This is a genomic window from Pontibacter populi, assembly GCF_019336435.1.
In the GTDB taxonomy this organism is placed as follows: domain Bacteria; phylum Bacteroidota; class Bacteroidia; order Cytophagales; family Hymenobacteraceae; genus Pontibacter; species Pontibacter humidus.
The window spans coordinates 229,386-252,216 of the sequence record NZ_JAHWXQ010000005.1 but is presented as its reverse complement, the minus strand read 5'-3'; the positions used below and the strand labels follow the sequence as shown (position 1 = coordinate 252,216).

The window sequence follows — 22,831 nt, the reverse complement described above, 5'->3', positions numbered from 1 at the left end:
CTTACTTTAAAACATCTTGCCACAAAGCTACTAACTTTTGAGCTTCTGTTTCAAAACCTATCTTTATTGCAGCATTAAACCTATTGTTTTTTCCTGCTCTTATTGCTGAAATATTTTGTATGATATAATCTACTCCTGCTTTAAGCGACTCAATCGTCTGCTCACAAACATATCCGTCTTCTTTATATTGATTCATAAATTCAGATTGAGCTTGTGTGTCTGTTGCTAGGATAAACAAGCCTGCCTGCTTATAAGCAAAAATCTTATTAGTAAGTGCAATATCACGATTAAAATCTACACTCTTTAATTCTAAAGCCAACCCTGCATCATACTTAGATAGTTCTTCATGTAATTCATTTTGAGGTAATGGAGCAATAACACCTACATATCCCCTCCCTTTTAGCCAGCTATCACCAAAATCTTGATTCAGATTTCCAATTAAAGTTAAGCCAACAATATCGTTAAACATATCTAAAGCAGGCAATAACAATTCCAAGCCGCGGCCATGATTGATATGCTGTGAAAACCAAACTAGTTTAATCTTATCTTCGACAGCATCGTCCAATAAAGAAAGTTTAAACTCAGAACTGTAGAAAGAATTGTTAATCGTAGTTACAGTACATTGGCATAATTTCCCAACCTGATTTGCAATGAGAGGCGATGCAGCCGTTATAAATTCAGCTTGCGGCAACATCTGTTGCATCAGGAATTCACGACGCATCTTTTCCCCTTCAGCATCTGCTGGAATAACTTCACCCGGGTGGTAATCCTCTACATCAAAAGCAAAAGGGATATTATGCTTGTTAGCATACTGGAAGGCAGGATATAACGCTCCTAGATTATGGCTTATAATAAGATCAAATTTTTTATGTGATAACTTTTTTAACTTTTTAGTAAGTAAAAAACTTCTTTTATCAGAAGCAAAAGCAGATAATTTAAGAGATAGAGGATAAGAGCTATTTAACTTTTTTGCAAAGAAATGAACAAGCGTCGTCTGGAGCCAATTAAAGGAATTTCGGGTTATAGACAAGTATATAAATTTAACTTCCTTAAACTCTTTCTGATATGTTTGCTCCAGGCTTTTAGTCCATTGCTTTAAATCAAACAAGACTACTGTTACATCATAGCCTATTGATAAAGCAAGTCGCATCTCTTTAACTAAGCGTGGGTTGGAAGTTAGGTTTGTAGAAGTTATTAAAAGTAAGCGCATTAGGTTCTAAGAAGTTCTTGATATAATTCGAGATAAGCCATCCCTACTACATTAAAATTCTGCGGTGGCTGAATATTTTTACCTAAGGTCACTAACAGTTCTGGATTCTCTATTATACACTGTAATTCATACTTTAGGGCATCAGAATTATTAAACTTAAAAAGTAAGCCATTCTTATTATGAGTTATTTGTTCGGAGTTTCCGTGAACATCAGAGGCTATAACAGGTACAGCCGCCGCAAAAGCCTCCTGTATCACTAAAGGAGACATTTCGGAGCAAACAGATGGAATACAAACGGCTTGGTACTTCTGCATAGTCTTTACTACACTATTAGGGTCAATTTTTCCCATCCACTTGACATTAGGGAGTCCCACACTTTGCTCCCTGCAGGATGCGGAATAGGCATCGCCCATCTCTTGCCCATATATATGAAGTATGATCTTATCACAAGGCAATCCTTTAACTGCTTCTAATAGCAGATGCACACCTTTTATGGGGCTTATTCGCCCTATATACATCAGACGTATGGGAAGCCGTGCTTCCACTGAAGTGGTTGAAGTGATAATCTCTTCAAGAAACGGCAAAGCTTGAGGTATATGAACTATTTTATCTCTTGGCACACGATTACTTTGAAGTACAGTTTTGTACCAGGAAGTGAGTGTAACTACTTTATCGCTACTATTATAAAGTCTTTGCAGATCCGTCTTTATTTTGTCTATCAGGAAAGGGAATCCTATCGCCGTACTCAAGCTACTGTCTGACTTTGTTAAATTGATATTTAGCTTGTAAGCTATCCATGACAAAGGTAACAAAGCGTTAATTCTGAAATTGCTTAAGCCTTTTACCACAAAATTACACCTGGTACATTTCTCGATGTCAATCACGCCATCGCAAAGGCTTTTATTTTCATATAGGAGATTCCCGGTTTTACAGGTATACCGGGCAAGATGTAGTGTGGTAACTACTTTAAAACCTAGTGCTTTCGCCCGCTCCACATGATGCACAGTTACACCGTTGCTGCCTGCAAGCTCGTGAAAATGTACTATATTGGGTTGTTCCTGTACCAGAAGCTCTTCAAAATATTTAAGACCATCTGGCTTTCTTAGGCCCATAATCAGGGATCTGTCTACCTCAGACGGTTCAGCGTAGGCAATTACTGGAATATATTCATGTACATATAACGCATTTCCTGAAGCACCATAATTAGGTATAACAACTTTTACGATTATACCCTGCTGATGCAAGTACTTGGATAGTAATGAGGTATATACTTCCGTTCCGGCAACCTGGTAAGGCAAGTAATGGTTTAATACTTGGAGTATTTTCAAAACGAAACAAAACTTTAGATAGAAGTTAATTAGAATGCAACGCCGTTACTTAATCAGCGAAATTTGCAAGAGAGCCTTAAATACTTCATAAATTTTTATATTTAAAGGGCTTCCACTATATTGCCACCTCCTAGAAAAATTACCCAGAACTTAAAGAATCTTAGATTTACTTATCAATTCGAAAGCTTCAAAAGGTTTTCTACTTTTAATCCCAATTCTAACAATATTCTTTAAAAAAATCCGTTTAAGATTCTTTGTTATTATATCCTTATCACGTTTATTAAGCGGGCATAAATGGCTATCGATCAAGCTCTTGTTAAAACGGTAATTATTTAAGGCATTTACAGAGAGATTTGCATTATTAAAAGCCTGTCCCTCGTGCTTTCGCCACCAGAACAAATCCCTTTGAAGTGGGACAACGGGTGAGGTGGCAGCAATCTTCAACGATAGATGATTATCAGAAGGCATACCATAATCTTCATACCCTCCCGTATTCCAGAAAATGTCTCTGCGCATTATCAACCCGCTAGGACCACAAAATAGAATTCCACCCTTCTTATAATGCATTGAATAAGCTTCTGCTGAAGTTAAAAGCTTTGGTAGAGGCCACGGGCTATCACCTGATGTGTAACAGAAGCCTAAACCAGCTTCAGGGAATGATTCCATTGCATTTACCATTACAGCTAAACCATACGGGTAAATTATATCATCTGAATCTAAATATTTTATGTACTTCCCAACAGCTAACTCAGCAGCTTTATTTCTATTGGCAAATTGCCCTAAGTTCTTATCATTTCTATAAACTCTAACGCGATCATCTTTGGTCTCATAACCTCTTGCAATATCAAGCGTCCTATCAGCAGACAAATCATCTACGATTATCAACTCAAAGTTTTTAAAGGTAGAACATAACACACTTTCAATTGCCTCTGCTATGTATTTCTCCCTATTATAAGCTGTCATTAAAACACTTACAAGTATCATAAAGTTTGGGATGATAATTTATTATATAAAGTTATTTCAGGAGTTAAATCTACCTGTTCTAAAGCGCTACTCCTAGCTAATAAGCCCATTCCATGCCAGCATTCCCTTTTCTCCCATGCCCTTTCAAGAGCATATCTGATATATGAAGTATATGGCGACTCTGCAACAAAGCCATTTACACCATCTTTTATCATTTCGCAATTCCCACCAATATCAGTTACAATAGCAGGTCTACCACAAATCATGGCTTCTACTAAAGAAATAGGAAGACCTTCTATTGAAGAGGGAACCACTAAAATATGATTATGCTCCCACACCCCTAAGATATTATCAAAATGCCCGTGAAAAATAACTTTTTTGTCTATACCATAAAAAACAGCTAATTTCTTCAGATATTCTACCCCCTCCCCTGCGCCATATAAATTTAATATCCAGGATCTTCTTTTAATCCAAGTTTCAGTTGATAATGCTTCAAAAAGCATATCATGTCCTTTTCCTCCAACTATACTAGCAACAACAGCGAAGTTTAAAGAATCTGAATTTTCTGGCCATTTCACAAGTTTATTGGACTTTAAATTCAAAGGGTTCCAAGTAAGATATCCATTTTTTAATTTGGTACAAAGTTGCCTCTCAACAAAGCTCCACATTCTCTTAGACACAAAAAAAACTTTACTTGCATTTTCGAAAGCAGATCTCGCACCTGAATAAACAGCAGCATTTGGTATATCACTAAATTGCGTATGATTGTGACAAATTATGAAGTATGGTACTTTACTTAATATAAGACTGTCTTTTAGAGAGGTATGGTGAATAACCAAGTCATAAGTATTACCCTGACTAATTACAACCATATCTGGTTTGAATTTTAAAATGTGATTGTAGAATCTTGATGTACCAAGAATTTTATTTTTAAGTGAATAAATTAGCTTCCTGATATGCACCTTGTTTCGAGAGTATAGTGGTCGACTATGAACTCGACATCCTATGTCCATAAGTTCTTTAATGTAACGATTAGTCGATCCCCAATCATACACAGACACCAATACATCGTTTCCTTGCTCCCTAGAATATTTAGCCGTTTTATGCCATAAAGCCTCGCTCCCTCCCCAAGGTTGGCCCTCCATCAAAGAAACAAAAGCTATTTTCATAATACTAAAAACTTTAGACCTACTTATTTACTACTTAGTATGTATATATTTCCAGCCTATAAAATATTTGTAATAATCAATATAAATATCTGTAAGGTTATTTTGATCTTCTGAGAAAACACTCTGTCTACTACTTATCTGACTTGTTTGGAGTCTAGTGCTTGAGGTGAAAACAGTAAGTGCTTGAAGTATTTGCTTGTCGGATTTAGGATTTACCAAGCATCCTTGTTTACTTGATGTTATCATATCAGCCATGCCTCCTACATTACTACCTATTACAGGTAATCCAGCAGCAAGAGCTTCCTTACAGGTATAGGAAAAACTTTCAAACAAACTAGGTAGTAAAGCTATATCTACTGTTGCAAGTTCATATGGAAGTTGCTCGTAAGTAACACCATCTATAAATTCTACTTGGTTAGTTACTTCCTTTAAATGTTTTTTCATCCATTGTCGCATGCTTAAATTGAATATATGAGAAGGACCATCATTTCCAATTACTTTCCAAGTCCAATCCGGATTCTTGGAAAGGAAAACTCGCATAGCTTTAGTAGCTCCTACCAGTCCTTTCAAAACATTAAGCCTGCCAAAGTATACAATTCTCTTATGATAAGTAGGCCTTTCAATATTAAGGAATGCTTTGTCAGGATAAAATACATTTGGAATTACTTCTATAGACACTTTGTTAATATTCCAATTAGAAACAGCCCATTCTTTCATAGCATTAGATGGCGCTATTATGGCATCAGCCCTTATTACGAAATTATAGTCAGGATCAGATTTGTAATCATATTTGCGCCAATAACCTAAGTCCCACCTACCTCTCCTTAATGCTCCCATAAAAAAACGGATTTTGGCAACAAAAGGTGTATATGTTTTCTTGAGCTTTTCAACAAGATAGTTGGGAGCATGTAACCTTACAACTAAAGGTAAAGAAGGTAAATGCTTCTTTACTTCAGCCGCATTACCATGTATCTCCGGTGATTCCATTAAATCAAATGGAGTTTTGTTATGTTCAGCCAAAAAGGGAGCTACTACATTAAACTTAAATGTTTCTGGGTTAGTACATTTTATACTATGAACTTTAACCCCATTATCGTAATAAAACTTCTGCTGGGTAAAACTCCCGCAAAATACAGATATATCCAAGCCTTTCTTTATCAATGCTGTTGCTACCTGTTTTGTGTACGTACCAATTCCACCTAATCCAATTTCACTTGGATACTCATAAGTAATAAAAGCAATCCTCATAAAGTAAAATCTTTTATCTTCTTAAGTAAAAGCGCTAGTGGGTATATTCCTAAAGACCTTAACCCCTTGGGTTCAAGATGTTTTAAAGAAACAATTGAATTGCTCAAGCATAAAATAAATATTTTATAAGTATCTAAGAAGCTTATTTCATCTGAAATCTTACAAAACCATAAAGCTTCATTTGAAGCGTAGGTCAAAAATTTATTATGCAAGGCTAAATCATCATTAAGTAAATCCTTATAAGTTCGGAGAAAATTAACCAACTGATGCCTACTGAGGTTACTAAAACGTTTATCTTCAGGGCCATGGTCACGATAATAAACTAAAGGAGCTTTAATCAAACATCCATATGAACATTTTTTTATAATACTCAGTAAAAAGGGCCTATCACAAATAGGTCCATAACGTGCAACATCAAATGTTGGATTATTTAGCAAAGAGGTTCTATAGATAATACTTCCAAAGCAAATTTCCTCTTTTAGAAAAATAGAAGCTAAAAAATCTGATGGTATATAAAAAATCTTCTTTTCTATTGTATTATAATTTTTTTGGGAAAAGTGACTATTATATACATCCTCTTCAAAATACTCCATAAATGTCCCGGAAAAAGCTATTTCTGAATTATTCTCCATTAATTTTATTTGATTCTGAAGAAACTGAGGATGCATCATATCATCTTCATGAAAAAGGATAAAGTATTTAGTATTCCACTCCGTTTCAAGTAAAAACTTCATATTAGACATAGCGCCTTTATTTACACTATTTCTAAAATACTGAATAGGAAAACTTGAGTATGTAGCAATAACTGAAGAGTAATCTATGGTACTATTATCATCAATGATGACTATTTGAAAATCTCGAAATGTCTGCTGAGTAATACTATGAAGACAACGTTGCAATAAATCAGGTTGATTATATACGGGTATTACAATGGAGACTATAGGAAGCATATTAATTAGAAGTAATTTTTTGAATCACTGAATTTATCAATGGCATTATGGCTTCCTGGGAATAGCTTTTCACTTTTTTGGCAGCTATTTCACCTTTAATAATTCTCTTGTGCTTATTGTTAACAAATGCCTTTATAGCTTCAGCCATTAAATCCAAATTTAAATAAGGAACTACTTTACCAGCATCATCTTCAATAAGATCAGGAATACCACCAGAAGCCTCAAAACAAATCAAAGGAACATTATTACTTGCCGCCTCCAAACAAGCAATAGGAAAGGGATCTTCTCTTGAAAGGAGCACAAATACATCGAGCAAAGCCATATATTCATGAGGGTTTGTTATATATCCTGGAAAACTTACCTTCGAAACGATATTCAATATCTTCAAATCATATAGTATTCTTTCCTTTGTTTCTTCGTTTATTTCACCTATCCAGATAAACTCGATATTATGCAAGTCAAATTTATTATTACAAACAGCTAATAAAGGAGTGAATAGGTCGATTCCTTTTCTCCAGCCGGCATATCCAGAAAAACCAATCTTAATATTTTCTTTATCAATTATTATAGTACTATTTAGCTTGACTATGTCTGAATAAAAAGGAGGTATAACAGTTATTTTAGATTCATCAACTCCTAATTCTTCTGTTAGTAACTTCAAAGATTGTTGGGATACACTAATAAAATGGTCAAAGTTTTCTATATATTCTTGTAAAAGAAAGGACTTATAAAAATGATTGGCTGAAAAACTCATTTCATGCACATGTGACAAAAACGGGCATGAAATAGTTTTACCTAATTCATAAGCTACTTTATTAGCTACTATTGAATTGCTATAGACCAGTTTAAAGCCTTGAACTTCTAAATACTTCTTTAACTTTAATATATGTCTCTTTTTCTTTTGGTTCAAACTTATAAATCCTACAGCACGATCTAACCAATTTGTTGTCTTGTGAAATCCATTCCAAATAAAAGTAGGTCCAAGACAGCTGAAATCATTTTCTAGACTACCCCCATCTATTAAAAGAATATAGGGATCTATTAATTGCCTGATTTTTAACCATTTAATACAGTTATAAAGCATTAAAGGAGCTCCACTTCTGGAAGCATTATGAGATATAAAAAGTACTTTCTTACTCAAGAAGATAAACGTTTATTTTTAAATTAATAGCGAGTTACAATGGACTTCTTAATATTTAATAACTTTTTCAATATTCTATAATATTTCTGATTATTAATAAGTTTATAGTATAAATATCGTATAAAAGGTGCTGGTACTGCTTCAGCGTTATTTAAAATAAATAAATATGCATCTTTAATCTCTTCTTTATTCTGTAAATAATGTATGCCCCAACCATTGCTTTTATTTTCATCAGACAATCTCTTACTTAGAACTTCAAACCGCTCTATCACATAAGATAACTTAAAGTACTTATAATGCTTTAACGGAACCCTCTTTTTGTTATAAATAACCTCACCTACAGGTGCACATGAATGACAACCTGGAGAATAATTTATTTCAGAAATCTTATTCGGATTAAAAACAGAACATTTGTCAAGCCAGTAGTTTCTCGTACCTTTTGTTATAGTGTCAATATTTAAAGTATCTCCAGCCATTTCGTAACCTTCACATCGAATAACCGACGCAGTTGCATTTGAAAGAAAACTTTCATCACAATCAATAAACTCATCTACATCACAAACAATCACCCAATCGTTTTTAGATAATTTCCAACAATTATTTCTCACCCCCATTAGTAAATCTTCCCTTGCCCTATTATTAGACTCTAAGTTCTTAACAACTCCTCCATTTTCTCTAATGATATCCCTTGATCTATCAGTAGAACCATTATCATAAATCACAAAATCAGCATTGGGGAACCTCGATTTATAATGTTGAAAGAAGTGAGGAAGTAAAACCTCTTCATTCCAACATACGGAGTAGATTGTGATCTTCATCTTATTATTCAAATAAAAACCAAGCAAGAGCCAAAAAAAATATTATATAAAATTTATTAATTTATTTAGTAGTCTAAAAAGCCGATTATTTTTAAGCTTTAAAGATTGTCTTTCTAGCTCATAGTAATGTTTATAATCCTCTAAAAATAAATTAAATTCAGAAAGAAGCACTTGTTGTCTTTCCAGGTTTATCATTTCATTATTTTGTGGATCACAGCTAATACCCTCCCTTTCAACAGAGGCAAAAGTTATGTTAATGTGCTTATATGTAGCATTATGTTTTGCAATGGTAATTAAAAAGAAAGACCAATCTGAAACTATGCTATAATTTTCATTGTAGTAACCATACTTTTTGAACAAATCCATTTTAATAAGAGCACCTTGATGTGGTAAAGAATAAGTAGAAAGATATCTGAAAGAAAGAGTACTTGGGTAGACTTGTATATGTGATCCGTTCCGTTCTAAAAATTCCAAATTAAAATAAATAATATCTTCTTTTAGATCAGCAAATTTTAATGAAGATAAAATATCTGAAACTAAAAAATCGCCTGAATTAAGAAAAAGAATATATTCTCCGCTTGCTCTTACGATTCCTTTATTCATTGCATGATAAATTCCTCGGTCATGCTCTGAAACCCAGTAGGAAATAAGGTTAGAGTATTCCTTAATTATATCTATACTACCATCAGTGGATCCACCATCAATAATGATGTATTCACAATCATTAAATTCTTGCTTTATGACGCTCTTTACAGTTTTTAGCAATCCTTTTTTATTATTATAATTAATTGTTATGATGGATAACTTAGGCATATGTAATCATAGATTTGTTATCAATATATTTCGTTTGGACAGCGAACTACATTACAGTAAGGTCCTTTTTTTGGGTATGATAAACTCGCTCCAAAACATAGGATCATATCTTAGCCAAGCATGACATCCAAATGGTAACTTAAAATTATTTATTTTATAAAGTTTTTTAGGTTCAGTTTCAAAGCTAAACTGAATAGCTTCTCTATAAGGAGCTATTACAAAGTCTTTAAACGACTTCGAAACCCAAATCCCCCAGTAAATATCCTCATGAATATATTTTCTAGTTAAAAACGGTTCTAAAAAGTGATATCCTTTTATTTTAAATAAAAGGTGCAACTTTGAATACATTAAAAACCTTTTAAAACTAATGACCCTATCAAGGTTACAGCAACAAAAAACTTTATAAATCGAACATAGAATGTCAACACGTTTTATTATCCTTAAACAGTGTTTGACATTTCTCAAAGAGAATCCAGAATTACCTACGCCAACTATTTCTGAGGAATTAGAAGTATTAGCGTAACCTTCATACCAAGGCGCACCAATATAATCATACCCTTTCTTACACCAATAAATAAGTTCATCACGAAAAACAAATGCATCTAATTCGTATGTAAGTAGGAATCGATATTTAGAAAATAGATTGTAAAAAAAAGGACTACATTTCAATTTATTGTAGTTCTTAATATCTGATAACCAATGTGGATCAATAGCTACACCCTTAATATTTGGATTTACCCTAGAATAAGCTTCTAAATCTAATCCTTCCGGGTGAAGTATAAAGATATCATGATCTGCTAAAACTTTGTAGCATTGTGCAAAAGCAATAAGTTCTTCCTGAGATGGATTAGAAGTATGTACTGGAATTACAATAACTGCATTATTCATTATACAATTTTTGGTGTATATTTTGGGTGATTTTTAAGAGTCTTTTTGTATTAAAGAATAGGTAAGTATTAAATAAAAGTTCAGCTTCATAAGGCAAACAATAGGAAAGGTTACCTTTACGTTTACATCTTAAATAAAATAATAGGCCTTTTGACTTTGAAAATAACCTTTTAAAGCTTTCTACTTTCCAAAAGAAGTAGGTATAACTTTTAAAATCCTTCTTAAACAAGAATATCTTATAAGCTTCAAAAACTAACCAAGAATAAGAATAATTATGCCACATTTTGGTTAAATAACTTTCAGTCATTCGTGATGTTGGCATATAATGTTCTAATGTTAATTCTGAAGAAAAAGCGATTTGATATCCCGCAATTTTTAATATATAGCATAACTCTACATCACCACCACCTACTATTTTATTTCCAATTCTGTCAGTTAAAAAAAAATTAAACCCGCGTTGCTTAATATCTATGTAAGCAAGTTTATTGAGAGCCATGCCAGCTCCGACAATATACTTATTCCCCTGAAGTACCTCAAAATCCATACTTCCCTGATTTCCTAGAGCATAAGACGCTTCAAAAATAGTTATCCATTTTGGAGGAGGAGTTTCGAAAACACCTAAATTGATACCACCAACTGCTGCAATTTTTGTATTTGATTTTAAGATTTCATATGCCTTTATCACATAATCAGGAGATAGCCAATTGTCATCATCACAGAAAATAAGTATATCAAATGTAGCTGCTTCAATTCCTTTTTCTCTAGCAGCACTTAAACCTGGTATTGGTTGATTAACTATCTGAAATAAAAAAGAACTAGAAAAACTCGCCCATGTCTTTACTGCGATTTCCGCAGTTTTATCTGTTGAATTGTTATTTACAATAATAATCTCCAAATTGGTATCTGCATCGAGTTGTTGATTAGCAAGATATTCTAATGTAGTTGGAATTCTAGATTCACTATTATAGCAACAAACTATTACACTTACTCCAATGCTCATAATTAATTAAGCTTACCTTTAGCTAAATAGAATAACTTTGATATCAATTGCACTGATTTACTTGGTTTATAATTCCTTTTCTGAATTAATTTAATTGTATTTTGATCTACTAAAGCTAAACACTCAAGAACTTCTTTATCAGTATGCTCATCAGCAAAAAATTTTTTTTGTTCGAAATAATAATCTACGAGCCTCTCTAAGTTTATAAAATATTTATCAGTTTCTATTGATACGTTTTTCTTGATAAATAGCATTATTTTATATCCTTCTTTAAAAAAAAGCCCTTGAGAAACAGCTTTAGAAGTAACATCTTTACCATGTTTAAAAAAGTAATTTAAGTACTTACCACTTTCGAATACACTTCCAGTTAAAGCTAACTGTACCCAAAAAAACCAATCTCCGCAGAATCTCATACTTGTAAAATTCCAATCGAAATTCTCAATTTGAGATTTTCTGAAAACAGCCATACTCGCATTCATGATGCTGTTACCATAAAACATTCTTTCTGACACAAACTTATTTCCATGAATAGTATGCAACAAAAAATTACTTTCTGTTCTATATAAAATATTGTTATCAGAATTAACACAAAGTGTTTGACAGAAAGAAATACTAATATCAGGATTATCTAAAAGAGGAGACACCAATTCTTCTAAAAGAGTTGGTTCAGCCCAATCATCACTTTCTGCTATCCAAATCAAATCAGCTGATGCTAATTCAATACCCTTTTGCCATTGTTTAAAAGTACTTCCAGAATTAAATTCATTTAGAACGATATGAGAAACTTTAGGATGATTCTTATATTTGGCGAGGATACTTTGGCTATTATCATTAGAGTAATCATCTAATAAGATGATTTCAAAGTATTGATATGTTTGATTTAGAATAGAATTAATTCTTCTCTCTAAATAGGCGGCGTGGTTATAATTAGGAACGATTACAGAGACCATTATCATATTAAGAGCGAAATGATATTAAAGCTTAGATTTTATAATTTTATATAAGTTAATTGCTTTAAAAATATGTAGCTTGTAATACTTTGAAAATATATGAGCTTTGATATCTGAAGGTAAAGAATATGTTTTACTATTTTCAATATAGAATAAAACTGCCTGGCTTAATAAATTTTTAAAGCCTATCTTTTTTCTTAATTTCCTAAGATTAGGATTGAAAAGATATTCATGGTACATAACTAAGGGTTCTACAAATTTACTTCTTAAAATTTTTATACTGGATAAATCTTGGTTTTTACTACTCTCAGAAGCTGAGTGTACACGAAAACTTACAAGTTTATCAGGCAAGAAATAAGAAGGAAAATTTAAACAAGCTCTTAGAGAAAACTCATAGTCCACAAGCTGCACAAGATCAGGATTGTAGTTGCCAACTTCCTTGATTATACTCTTATTAAAAAGTAAAACTATAGGTTCACCTATAAAATTGTGAAAAAGTTTATCTTTTGCCAAATTAGCAATCTCGTCAAGCTCAAATTTTTTGGGGAAAGGATAAGAACGTTCTAAGCGATACACCTTATCTATAAAAAAATCTTGCAGTAAAGGGCTTGCAGAATCTTCGATTATAAATTCCCTACCACTAATACAGATCTTTACATTTTTTGTAGCACAAGCATTCATCATTTTCTTTAAACATTCGGAATGCATAATGTCATCCTGAAAAAGAAACTTGATCCAATTCCCTTTTGCTAGCTCTATACATTTTTGCCAATTTTTTACCAGCCCTAAATTTTGTTTATTTTGTATAAGACGTATTCTATTGTCTATTTCTTTAAATTCAGTGATAATGTGAAGGGAGTTATCTGTTGATCCATCATCTACAATAAGAATTTCTATATTCTTATAGCTTTGGGAAATAACTGATTTCAAGCTTTCTTTCAGATACTTTTCACCATTGTATACAGGTATGCATACAGAAACAAGATCACTCATTAATCTAATTTGTTATAAGTTCTAGTAAACGACTTAACTAATATTATCCACTCTAGTTAGTTGATAACATCTTTTAAATATTTTAAAGGCTTAATAATGTAATTCCCGATTTTATATTCAAGTGAATTTTTTAAGTTTCTGTTGGCTAATTGTTGCTCTTCGAATGCTCTTAACTGCACATTCAACTCATCATAAGAATGTGTCGATTTGTTAAGAATTTCTTCAATTAAAACTTTCAATTCAGAATTCTTTAAATTATTCTTTATGCTAGTGCTCATCAAGTCTTGTTTAAAATAAACAGAACTTTCCCATACAATACCAGCAAGTTGTTTAAGTAATTCTTCTTGAACTTTAGCATTAGAATTAAACTCCAATATAAGTAAGAGAAGAACTTTAGCCCACTTTTCCAACACCTTTGTTCGTGTTAGTGAACTCCATACACCTCCAGAATGTATTCTGTATACGGCCATTGGTTCCGGGAAATATTTTATCTTCCCATGGCGAGCGTTTAACATATGAAGCACATAGTCACCAACGGGAGACTCGTTGAACCATTTAGGAAATCCTACAGATGAGAAAATATTTCGAAATACAATAGATGGAGTATGAATAAAATTTCGGATTGCAAGATCTTCTATTGTATATACTTCTTCTTTATCAGAAGAATTCAAATTAGAAAGCTCTTCACTTCCACTCTCTTTTAACTCTTTAACTCGATGAAAGCTTATATTAAAATCCTGATTTGTTTCAAGAAAATCAACCTGCTTTTGGAGTTTATGTGGATCTATCCAATAATCGTCACCTTCACAAAGTGCAATATATCTCCCCCTACAATATGGTAGTATTAATGGAATAATTTTCTTGCCTAAAGAATATTGATTTATATCCTGATAAATTAGCCTATATAAATTAGGGAATTTCTCTACATAAGGCTGTATTACTTCTCTTGTTTTATCAGTAGAACAATCATCATGAATGATTATCTCAAAATAAAATGACGTTTTTTGAAATAAAAAGCCTTCAATAGCTTGGGCAATAAATCTTTCATGATTATATGTTAGACAAATTATACTAACTAGGGGCTTTTCTTGCTGGCTTGCCATCGTTATTTTACAAAGCTATGCTTTTCTGGCAACTAGGAAAATAGAATCTGAATACCGTATATTTTCAGGCTCCTCTGATAGAGCCTGCATTGCTGATATATGCTGTTTAGTAAGAAAACCGTCTATTAATAGCTTATTTAACTGAAAATCAGCAAGAATCTTAAAAACAACACCTTTAGTTTCTTGAATTACAAAACCAGCTTGTTTAATATCTTCTTCAAGACTTTTAAAAGTATAAACTCTTCTATGCCCGTGTCTTAAATCATTCTCAGTTAGTGTTTCCAGCTCATTTAAAAGCCCCATTTTTGAAGCTATTCTTCTTGATAAAGCATGTGCATTTGGCACAACTACAATTAGAACACCATTAGGCTTTAATATTTTACTTATTTGCTTAAGAACAGACTTTGTTTCATAAACATGTTCCAAAACATAATTACAAAATACATAATCGTATTTTAGAGAGACTTCCTCTTGTTCGAACTCTTCAAAAAGAGAAAATATAAAATTAACATTCTGGAGTTTACTATCTCTACTCAACTTTTGAATAAAAGCCTCAGCGCCATCAACAACATCTAGAGACTTAAACAAAGTTGATAATTGTTCTGTCTCATACCCATTAGAGCATCCCATTTGAAGAGCTCTTTTGGTTTCATCAATTTCAATGACTCCACATATTAAGTTAAAAATAATATCTTTTTTAATTCGACTATATGGAGAATCATCTCTATAATCTGTAACTAATGAATTAAGAAATATTTTTTCATTTTCAGAATTAAATTTATTTTCCATTATTTTTAGATTTAAGGATAAATAAAGGCCTATTTAGAAACTCTCCTAATGTTTCTTTACGAGAAATGTTTTCTGGATTTAAATTCTGATAAATAATTTTTCCATTAGATTCCTCTGCTACAGCTATCCCTTCTATATCCCAATTGCTTGATGTGCCTGATATTATAAAGTCTATCATTTCTTTTTTGGTACCATGTTGAAACAAAGGTTTCAGTTTATTTCCTTTCCAACAAAACCCTAACTGGAAAATTAGAAATTTCGTCTTATCTGATAAATAATTGATACTCCTAATAATTTCTTTTTTTGCATTATCTATTGAAATATTTTGATCACCATAGTCATCACCAATATGATGTAAAACATTTAATAGTAATGTTATATCAAAAAATCTATTGTTTGATTCATCTATAAAAGCATAGTAATTATTGCATACATTCAACTTAGTATTGTAATTTAGAATGGATGCTGCTTCTTTAACAAATTCAGCATGTACATTATTACCTTCATATAACTGAATATAAGATGCACCTGCACTTAACAGTTCAAAAGTAAAATAACCAGTATTACCTCCAATATCAAGAATGGACTTGCCTTTTGGATGTAGATTTGACAAAATGTATACTAACCTTTCTTTTTCGAATCTAGATTTTATAGATATGTCATTGCTATCTATAAATTTATTAAGCTCTTCAGCTAGTATTTGGTAATTTGAATGTTTACTCGAATTAGAATAAAGTTCTTTTAATCTATCAATGCTATTTTTCATAATCATCTTTTTCTTGGGAGTAGACTTCAAAAGTATCAGGGTACGCATATATATCTTTAGCGCAAAATTTTGTATAATCATTAAAGAACAATTCCTTCGAATAACTGTGAAAAGCTAGTGATTCTTGCTTTCGTTGATCTTCAATTATACCACCTGACCAAAAATATTTTACATTAACTTTATAATTTAATTTTTCATATCCATCCAATAATCCGTAATCATTAAGGAAACTTTCAAATAAATTCATTTGAGCATCTAATATTAGTTGAGATGGTCCCCATAATCTTGGATTAGCTTCTATCATATAGAATTGATTTTTATAAAATTTCAATTCTACCATCACTAGGCCTGTAAATTCGTTATCTAGAAATAGGGCACTGAATTGTTTTGAAATTGGATTTTTATGAATGTCAGAAGACTGTGCAGCAACTATAGATCTGCCATTTGATTGTTGGATTAAATTTTCTTGAGAAAATACAGTGTAACTACCGTCTAGTCTAAAATAATAAAGTAAATAATAACTACTTCCACCAATAAACTCCTGCAAATAAAAATCCTTCAGGTCATTTTTCTGTATGAAATTTTCAAAATCATTAGTTGAAAATATAATTGAAGGTTTTAAAATTGAGCCAGTACTTGATGAGTAAGTTAATGGCTTAATAACAAAAGGGTAAATCAGTTCTTTATCTAAATTATACTCTGAAGGGACAGTTATATTATAGTTTTTACATAAATTACCAAAAGAATATTTATCAGAAATTATATGATAAAGATTTGGTTCACATAATGGTATAAGATAGCCAATTTCAGATAATGAAGCTTTATTTTTTAATAGAAACCTATTTAAATATTCAGAAGAAGGTATAATTAAGAGTTGAGTATTGGGTATTAATTTTTTATACTTAAGAAAATCGTCAATTAATAATTCTTTCGTCTCTCTAATAAACTTAACCTGAGTTTTATAATTTGTTTTAAGGATAGTATCACTTTCCTCTAATGCGATAATGTTAAAACCAACATTATTTTTTTCACAAAAACGACAAAAAGATATAACCCCTCGCTGATTGTACCCTGAAAATAGAAGAACCTCAAGTTGAGAAACCATATAATAGATTTTATACCTTCAAAACTAACTAATACTTTATAAAAGTTAATTGTTTTGTACTCTTAACAAAATTCTAGCTATCATATCAATCTCTTCAAAAGAAAGATCATGGTAAAGCGGCAGGCAAAGAATTCTTTTAGCAATATCATCAGCTATAGGCACCGCTTGCCTTTTAACATATGGTAGTGTATTTAGGCTTGGATAGAAATATCTTCGAGGATAGATCCAATGGGCATTTAATTTTTCAATAAACTGATTCAGAACTTCTTCACTATTTAGTAAAATAGGATAGTATGCATAATTGTATAAGCAATCAGAATTTAAAGTCGGTCGAGCTTTATGTATACCTTTGAGTCTTGAATCATAGTGATTGCAAAGGTCCATCCTACGCTTTATAATATCATTTATATATGGTAAATTAACTAAACCCATAGCAGCATGAAATTCAGAATTCTTCCCATTTATACCTAATCCTTCGAAATTTTCAGGTCCAGCATGTCCAAAATTACGTTGCATTGCCAATATTCGAAGCAGATCAGCATCTTTCGTGAATATAGCCCCACCTTCTATAGTATGAAATAGTTTTGTTGCATGAAAACTAGTGGTACATATGTCTCCAAATTCGAAAATACTCCTATTCTTATATAATACTCCAAAGCAATGGGCTGCATCGTATATAACCTTTAATCCATATTTATTAGCCATATTCTGGATTGCATCTATTTCACAGGGATTTCCGAAAACATGTGTTGCTAATATAGCTGATGTTCTAGGAGTTATAGCATCTTCAATTTTATCCGGATCAATGTTAAGAGTATCTTTATTTATATCTACAAATACCGGCTCACATCCTTCCCAAACAATACTGCTAGTAGTGGCTACATAAGAAAAAGGAGTTGTAATTATTTCTCCTTTTATATTTAAAGCTTTGATTGCAAGTTGAATTGCAATCGTTCCATTTGTTACATATAGTAGATGCTTAAGGTCTAAATATTCTTTAAGCTTTAATTCTAGCTCATTAACGAGTGGTCCATTATTTGTCAGCCATTGCCTTTTCCAGATACCATTTACATAATAATCGTACTCTTCCTTGGGAGGTAAGAAAGGTTTAGTTACAGGAATCATATATTAAACGAGTTTGAAATCTAACTTAGGTCTGACAAATCCTGGCCTTTTACCATGCCAACCAGAAGGTGCTCTATTTTCATGTACTTCAAACATTACAACATCTTCAAAATTATACAAAGCGTAAGAACGTTCGGCAACTATCATCATTGATATACTATAGCTACCGTCATTCAACAGATGTTCAGGAATTCTACAAACACCTTTATGTACCCCTTTAGTTAAATACATTGATTCACTACCTACATTAAAAACGCATTCATTATTCATAGTATATAGATGCAAACTCAAATTTATTGGTTTATCATCTACGTAATTCCAAAACTCAAACTCTACATCTATTGGTGTTTCAACAGTTATAGGAGCATGTGGCAAATCTAATATTGGGACTATTTCTATTCTCTTTAACTTAACAGCGTCATTCCCAGGAGCCTCTTCAGGTGAAGCAAATTCCTGCTTTATATCGTTAGTAGCACCATCGGATAAATATGTATTAATCACATTTTCAGTTTCTCCTACCATTACAACTTTACCATTTTTCATATAAGCTACAGTATTGCATAAATTTTTGATGGCTGTCATGTTATGGCTAACAAATAAAACTGTTCTACCTTGGTTAGTACTTACATCTTTCATTTTACCTAAGCACTTCTTTTGAAACTCAGCATCCCCCACAGCCAGCACCTCATCCACAATCAGAATTTCGGGTTCCAGATGAGCAGCTACGGCAAATGCAAGACGAACATACATACCAGAACTATAACGCTTTACAGGTGTATCAACATAGCGTTCTACTCCTGCAAATTCCACTATTTCATCAAACTTGCGCGTAATTTCCTGCCGCGTCATACCTAAAATTGCACCGTTCAGGTAAATATTATCGCGACCACTTAACTCAGGATGGAATCCTGTACCCACTTCTAGTAAACTAGCAACTCTACCTTTAATTTTTATTGAACCAGTAGTTGGTGCTGTAGTACGGCTAAGCAATTTTAATAAAGTGGATTTACCTGCACCATTTCTGCCAATTATGCCCATTACTTCCCCATCTTTTACATTAAGATTTACATCTCGAAGGGCCCAAACATATTCACTATTACCAATTAATGTACGATCATTTTCTTCTCCAATCTTAAGATAAGGGTCTTCTTTTCCTCGTACTAAATGCCACCATCTGTTAAGGTCATGAGACAAGGTGCCGGTGCCTACTAGTCCTAATCTATACTGTTTAGATACAGCGGTAACTTCTATAACATTCTTAATCATTTGTAAATCCTATTATTTACCCATAAACAAGAGTAAATGTCATCTTAAATTAAACGCGCAGTTCTTTTCCTATTAGACAGTATCCATAAAGGAACGTTCTACTCTATTGAAAGTAATTAAACCAATAACGAAAATAATAGCTATAAATATTAAACTATACAACAAAGAACCTAAAGAGAATGTACCTTGCTCGAACAGTGCGTATCTGAAAGCTTCAACTATTGGAGTTAGCGGGTTCCAGGATATTAACCACCCATAGCTTTTATTAATTAAAAATGAAAGAGGATAAACTATAGGTGTAGCATACATCAGAAGCTGTACAGTAAAACCGAGAAGTACTGTAAAATCCCTGTATTTAGTAGTTAAGGAAGAAATTATTATTCCTAAACCTAGTCCTAATAAAGCCATCATTAAAACCAAAAACGGTATTACAAACCAGCTTATACCAAAATGTATAGTATTACCTTGCAACATGTAATAAATCATAACAACCAACAATAGTAGGAACTGTATCCCAAACTTGATAACATTTGAAGTTACTATAGAAATAGGTAGGATCAAGCGAGGAAAGTATACCTTACCGAAAATACCAGCATTGGCGAGAAAAGTGTTAGAAGTAGCTGTAAGACAGCTTGCAAAATAATTCCAAATTGCTATACCACTCATATAAAACAGTGTAGGAGGAACGCCATCAGTTGGTATTTCAGCAATTTTATTGAAGACCACAAGGAAAACAATGGTGGTAAAAAGGGGTTGAATGAAATGCCACAAAGGGCCTAGAATAGTTTGCTTATAAGCTGCTTTAAAATCTCTCTTCACAAACAAGAACAGAAGATCTTTATATTGCCAAACTTCACGAAGTCGTAAATCAAATAAATTACTTTTAGGCTCTATTATTAGAGTCCACTCTTCGTCTTTTGTCTTCATTTAAGTAAGCAAATTTTAAAAAAAAATACCTCAAAAGGTGCTATAAATTTAGCGAAACCTTTTGAGGTATAAAAAATGTAAGTTAAATATTATTTTATGCCAAAATATTATTCATGATAGTTCAAAACACGGTGGCCACCTTCCATCAGGTAGGTATCACGCTTGAACAGTTCCAAATCAGACTGCATCATATCTTTAACTAGTGCTGCCAGATCATATTTAGGTTCCCAACCTAATTTTGTCTTTGATTTAGTAGGATCGCCAATCAGTAGTTCCACTTCAGTAGGACGGAAATAGTTAGGATCAACACAAACTACTTCTTTACCTATTTCTATTTGGTAATCCGGATTGTTGCAGGCCGCTACATAGCCCTTTTCATCAACACCTTCGCCTTTGAAAGCAATCTCTATTCCTACTTCAGCAAAAGACATTTTCACAAAGTCGCGTACAGTTGTTGTTACACCTGTTGCAATCACAAAATCTTCAGGCGTATCCTGCTGTAGAATGCGCCACATGGCTTCTACATAATCTTTAGCATGGCCCCAGTCACGCTTGGCATCCATATTACCAAGGTACAAACTATCCTGTAAGCCAAGTGCTATTCTTGCTGCAGCTCGTGTTATTTTGCGTGTCACAAAGGTCTCACCACGTAATGGAGACTCGTGGTTGAACAAAATACCATTGCAGGCAAACATGTTATAAGCTTCTCTGTAATTAACCGTGATCCAGTACGCATAAAGCTTTGCTACTGCATAAGGAGAGCGCGGGTAAAACGGCGTAGTTTCTGATTGCGGTACTGCTTGTACTAATCCGTAAAGCTCCGAAGTAGAAGCCTGGTAAATGCGGGTTTTCTCGGTCAGGCCAAGTATGCGAATAGCTTCCAGAATACGTAGGGTACCAATTCCGTCAGCATTTGCAGTATATTCCGGCGTATCGAAACTAACCTTCACATGGCTCATAGCCGCCAGGTTATAGATCTCGTCGGGCTGCGTTTCCTGAATAATACGGATGATGTTTGTAGAGTCCGTCAGGTCGCCGTAATGCAACTTAAAGTTAATGTTCTTTTCATGCGGATCCTGGTACAGGTGATCGATACGGTCGGTATTAAAAAGGGAGCTACGACGCTTTAAACCATGTACTTTATATCCTTTGCTTAAAAGTAGTTCTGCTAAATACGCACCGTCTTGTCCGGTAACGCCGGTTATAAGGGCTGTCTTCATTATATTCGATTATGTAAAAGGGATAAGTATATTCCAGTTGCTCTATACTTATACTCCACGGAAAAGTTACTAATTATTTATACTTTCTGAGCTTCAGAAACATTTTCACTGACATGCTTTTTCTTAAAGTCTTCGTAAGCAAGGGCTATTCCTTCGCGCAACTCTACTTTATGTTTAAACCCTGTGTTATGTAACTTACTTACATCCATTAATTTACGAGGTGTTCCATCAGGTTTTGTGCTATCAAATACAAGACCTCCTTCAAATCCGATTACTTCTTTTACAAGTAATGCCAAGTCTTTTATAGAGATGTCTTCACCAGTTCCTATATTTACTAGTTCTCGCTCATTATAGTTCTCCATCAGGTATAGGCAGGCTTCAGCTAAGTCGTCAGCGAACAAGAATTCACGCATCGGACTGCCTGTACCCCAAACTATAACCTCAGAGAAACTATTTACTTTTGCTTCATGAAACTTACGAATCAGTGCTGGCAGAACATGTGAATTATTCAGATCATAGTTATCGTTGTAGCCATACAGGTTGGTAGGCATTACACTAATAAAATTACATCCGTATTGGTCACGATAAGCTTCACAAAGCTTAATTCCGGCAATTTTAGCTATAGCATACGGCTCATTTGTATGCTCTAATGGTCCTGTTAAAAGATACTCTTCTTTCAAAGGCTGTGTGGCCATTTTTGGATAGATGCAGGAGGAGCCTAAAAACATCAGTTTTGTGACTTTATTCAAGTAAGCTGCATGTATGATGTTTGATTCAATCATCAGGTTTTCATACAAAAAATCAGCCCGGTACGTATTGTTGGCCTGTATACCGCCCACTTTAGCAGCCGCCAGGAAAATATAATCCGGCTTTTCTTCAGCCATGAAATCAAAAACAGCTTGTTGGTTTCTTAGATCAAGCTCTGACGAAGTACGGGTAATAAGATTATGATAACCATTTTCTTTAAGCTTGCGACAAATAGCAGAGCCGACCATACCCCGGTGACCTGCTACATATATTTTGGCATTCTTTTCCATAGTAAGGGTGAAATGGACCTTT

22 protein-coding genes are annotated in these 22,831 nt (G+C 33.1%); all 22 read right to left on the bottom strand.

Annotated features, from left to right (window positions below; translation table 11 throughout):
- Window position 1 precedes the first annotated feature (1 nt).
- On the bottom strand, window positions 2-1,210 hold the full coding sequence (locus KYK27_RS16440; RefSeq protein WP_199111398.1) for a hypothetical protein: 1,209 nt from the start codon (window positions 1,208-1,210) through the stop codon (window positions 2-4).
- Window positions 1,210-2,538: a glycosyltransferase gene (locus KYK27_RS16435; protein WP_199111397.1), complete on the bottom strand. Its 1,329-nt coding sequence runs from the start codon at window positions 2,536-2,538 to the stop codon at window positions 1,210-1,212. Before KYK27_RS16435 ends, KYK27_RS16440 begins: the two co-directional genes overlap by 1 nt.
- 150 nt (window positions 2,539-2,688) lie before the next feature.
- A complete protein-coding gene (locus KYK27_RS16430; protein WP_199111396.1) occupies window positions 2,689-3,522 on the bottom strand; it encodes a glycosyltransferase family 2 protein in 834 nt (277 codons plus the stop codon).
- Window positions 3,519-4,670: a glycosyltransferase gene (locus KYK27_RS16425; RefSeq protein WP_199111395.1), complete on the bottom strand. Its 1,152-nt coding sequence runs from the start codon at window positions 4,668-4,670 to the stop codon at window positions 3,519-3,521. The genes KYK27_RS16430 and KYK27_RS16425 overlap by 4 nt, the downstream gene beginning before the upstream one ends.
- Before the next feature lie 30 nt (window positions 4,671-4,700).
- Window positions 4,701-5,918 (bottom strand): glycosyltransferase family 4 protein, encoded by a 1,218-nt coding sequence (locus KYK27_RS16420; protein ID WP_199111394.1) that lies wholly within the window; start codon window positions 5,916-5,918, stop codon window positions 4,701-4,703.
- Complete coding sequence (locus KYK27_RS16415; protein ID WP_199111393.1) at window positions 5,915-6,868, bottom strand: glycosyltransferase family 2 protein; 954 nt, start codon at window positions 6,866-6,868, stop codon at window positions 5,915-5,917. The genes KYK27_RS16420 and KYK27_RS16415 overlap by 4 nt, the downstream gene beginning before the upstream one ends.
- A gap of 1 nt (window position 6,869) precedes the next feature.
- A complete protein-coding gene (locus tag KYK27_RS16410; protein ID WP_199111392.1) occupies window positions 6,870-8,009 on the bottom strand; it encodes a glycosyltransferase family 4 protein in 1,140 nt (379 codons plus the stop codon).
- Between the two features lie 23 nt (window positions 8,010-8,032).
- On the bottom strand, window positions 8,033-8,827 hold the full coding sequence (locus KYK27_RS16405; protein WP_199111391.1) for a glycosyltransferase family 2 protein: 795 nt from the start codon (window positions 8,825-8,827) through the stop codon (window positions 8,033-8,035).
- A 42-nt stretch (window positions 8,828-8,869) separates the two neighbouring features.
- Window positions 8,870-9,640, bottom strand: coding sequence for a glycosyltransferase family 2 protein (locus KYK27_RS16400; RefSeq protein WP_199111390.1), 771 nt, complete (start codon window positions 9,638-9,640; stop codon window positions 8,870-8,872).
- A gap of 51 nt (window positions 9,641-9,691) precedes the next feature.
- Window positions 9,692-10,528, bottom strand: coding sequence for a DUF5672 family protein (locus KYK27_RS16395; RefSeq protein WP_199111389.1), 837 nt, complete (start codon window positions 10,526-10,528; stop codon window positions 9,692-9,694).
- The gene (locus tag KYK27_RS16390) at window positions 10,521-11,528 is read right to left on the bottom strand and encodes a glycosyltransferase (RefSeq protein WP_199111388.1); all 1,008 of its coding nucleotides are present in this window, start codon (window positions 11,526-11,528) and stop codon (window positions 10,521-10,523) included. Before KYK27_RS16390 ends, KYK27_RS16395 begins: the two co-directional genes overlap by 8 nt.
- Before the next feature lie 2 nt (window positions 11,529-11,530).
- Window positions 11,531-12,478: a glycosyltransferase family 2 protein gene (locus KYK27_RS16385; protein ID WP_199111387.1), complete on the bottom strand. Its 948-nt coding sequence runs from the start codon at window positions 12,476-12,478 to the stop codon at window positions 11,531-11,533.
- A gap of 24 nt (window positions 12,479-12,502) precedes the next feature.
- Complete coding sequence (locus tag KYK27_RS16380) at window positions 12,503-13,471, bottom strand: glycosyltransferase family 2 protein (RefSeq protein ID WP_199111386.1); 969 nt, start codon at window positions 13,469-13,471, stop codon at window positions 12,503-12,505.
- 56 nt (window positions 13,472-13,527) lie between these two features.
- Entirely contained in the window at window positions 13,528-14,574 is a 1,047-nt protein-coding gene (locus tag KYK27_RS16375) for a glycosyltransferase family 2 protein (protein WP_199111385.1), read from the bottom strand.
- 15 nt (window positions 14,575-14,589) lie between these two features.
- Window positions 14,590-15,363, bottom strand: coding sequence for a class I SAM-dependent methyltransferase (locus KYK27_RS16370; RefSeq protein WP_199111384.1), 774 nt, complete (start codon window positions 15,361-15,363; stop codon window positions 14,590-14,592).
- On the bottom strand, window positions 15,353-16,129 hold the full coding sequence (locus KYK27_RS16365; RefSeq protein WP_199111383.1) for a class I SAM-dependent methyltransferase: 777 nt from the start codon (window positions 16,127-16,129) through the stop codon (window positions 15,353-15,355). Before KYK27_RS16365 ends, KYK27_RS16370 begins: the two co-directional genes overlap by 11 nt.
- Complete coding sequence (locus tag KYK27_RS16360; protein WP_199111382.1) at window positions 16,119-17,234, bottom strand: ATP-grasp domain-containing protein; 1,116 nt, start codon at window positions 17,232-17,234, stop codon at window positions 16,119-16,121. The genes KYK27_RS16365 and KYK27_RS16360 overlap by 11 nt, the downstream gene beginning before the upstream one ends.
- Window positions 17,235-17,279: 45 nt before the next feature.
- Window positions 17,280-18,359, bottom strand: a complete 1,080-nt coding sequence (locus tag KYK27_RS16355; protein ID WP_199111381.1) for a DegT/DnrJ/EryC1/StrS family aminotransferase — start codon at window positions 18,357-18,359, stop codon at window positions 17,280-17,282.
- Window positions 18,360-18,362: 3 nt separating this feature from the next.
- A complete protein-coding gene (locus KYK27_RS16350) occupies window positions 18,363-19,625 on the bottom strand; it encodes an ABC transporter ATP-binding protein (RefSeq protein ID WP_199111380.1) in 1,263 nt (420 codons plus the stop codon).
- Window positions 19,626-19,697: 72 nt separating this feature from the next.
- Entirely contained in the window at window positions 19,698-20,552 is an 855-nt protein-coding gene (locus KYK27_RS16345) for an ABC transporter permease (RefSeq protein WP_199111379.1), read from the bottom strand.
- 107 nt (window positions 20,553-20,659) lie between these two features.
- The gene (gene gmd, locus KYK27_RS16340; protein ID WP_199111378.1) at window positions 20,660-21,772 is read right to left on the bottom strand and encodes a GDP-mannose 4,6-dehydratase; all 1,113 of its coding nucleotides are present in this window, start codon (window positions 21,770-21,772) and stop codon (window positions 20,660-20,662) included.
- A 77-nt stretch (window positions 21,773-21,849) separates the two neighbouring features.
- Window positions 21,850-22,809 (bottom strand): GDP-L-fucose synthase family protein, encoded by a 960-nt coding sequence (locus KYK27_RS16335; protein WP_199111377.1) that lies wholly within the window; start codon window positions 22,807-22,809, stop codon window positions 21,850-21,852.
- Between the last annotated feature and the right edge of the window lie 22 nt (window positions 22,810-22,831).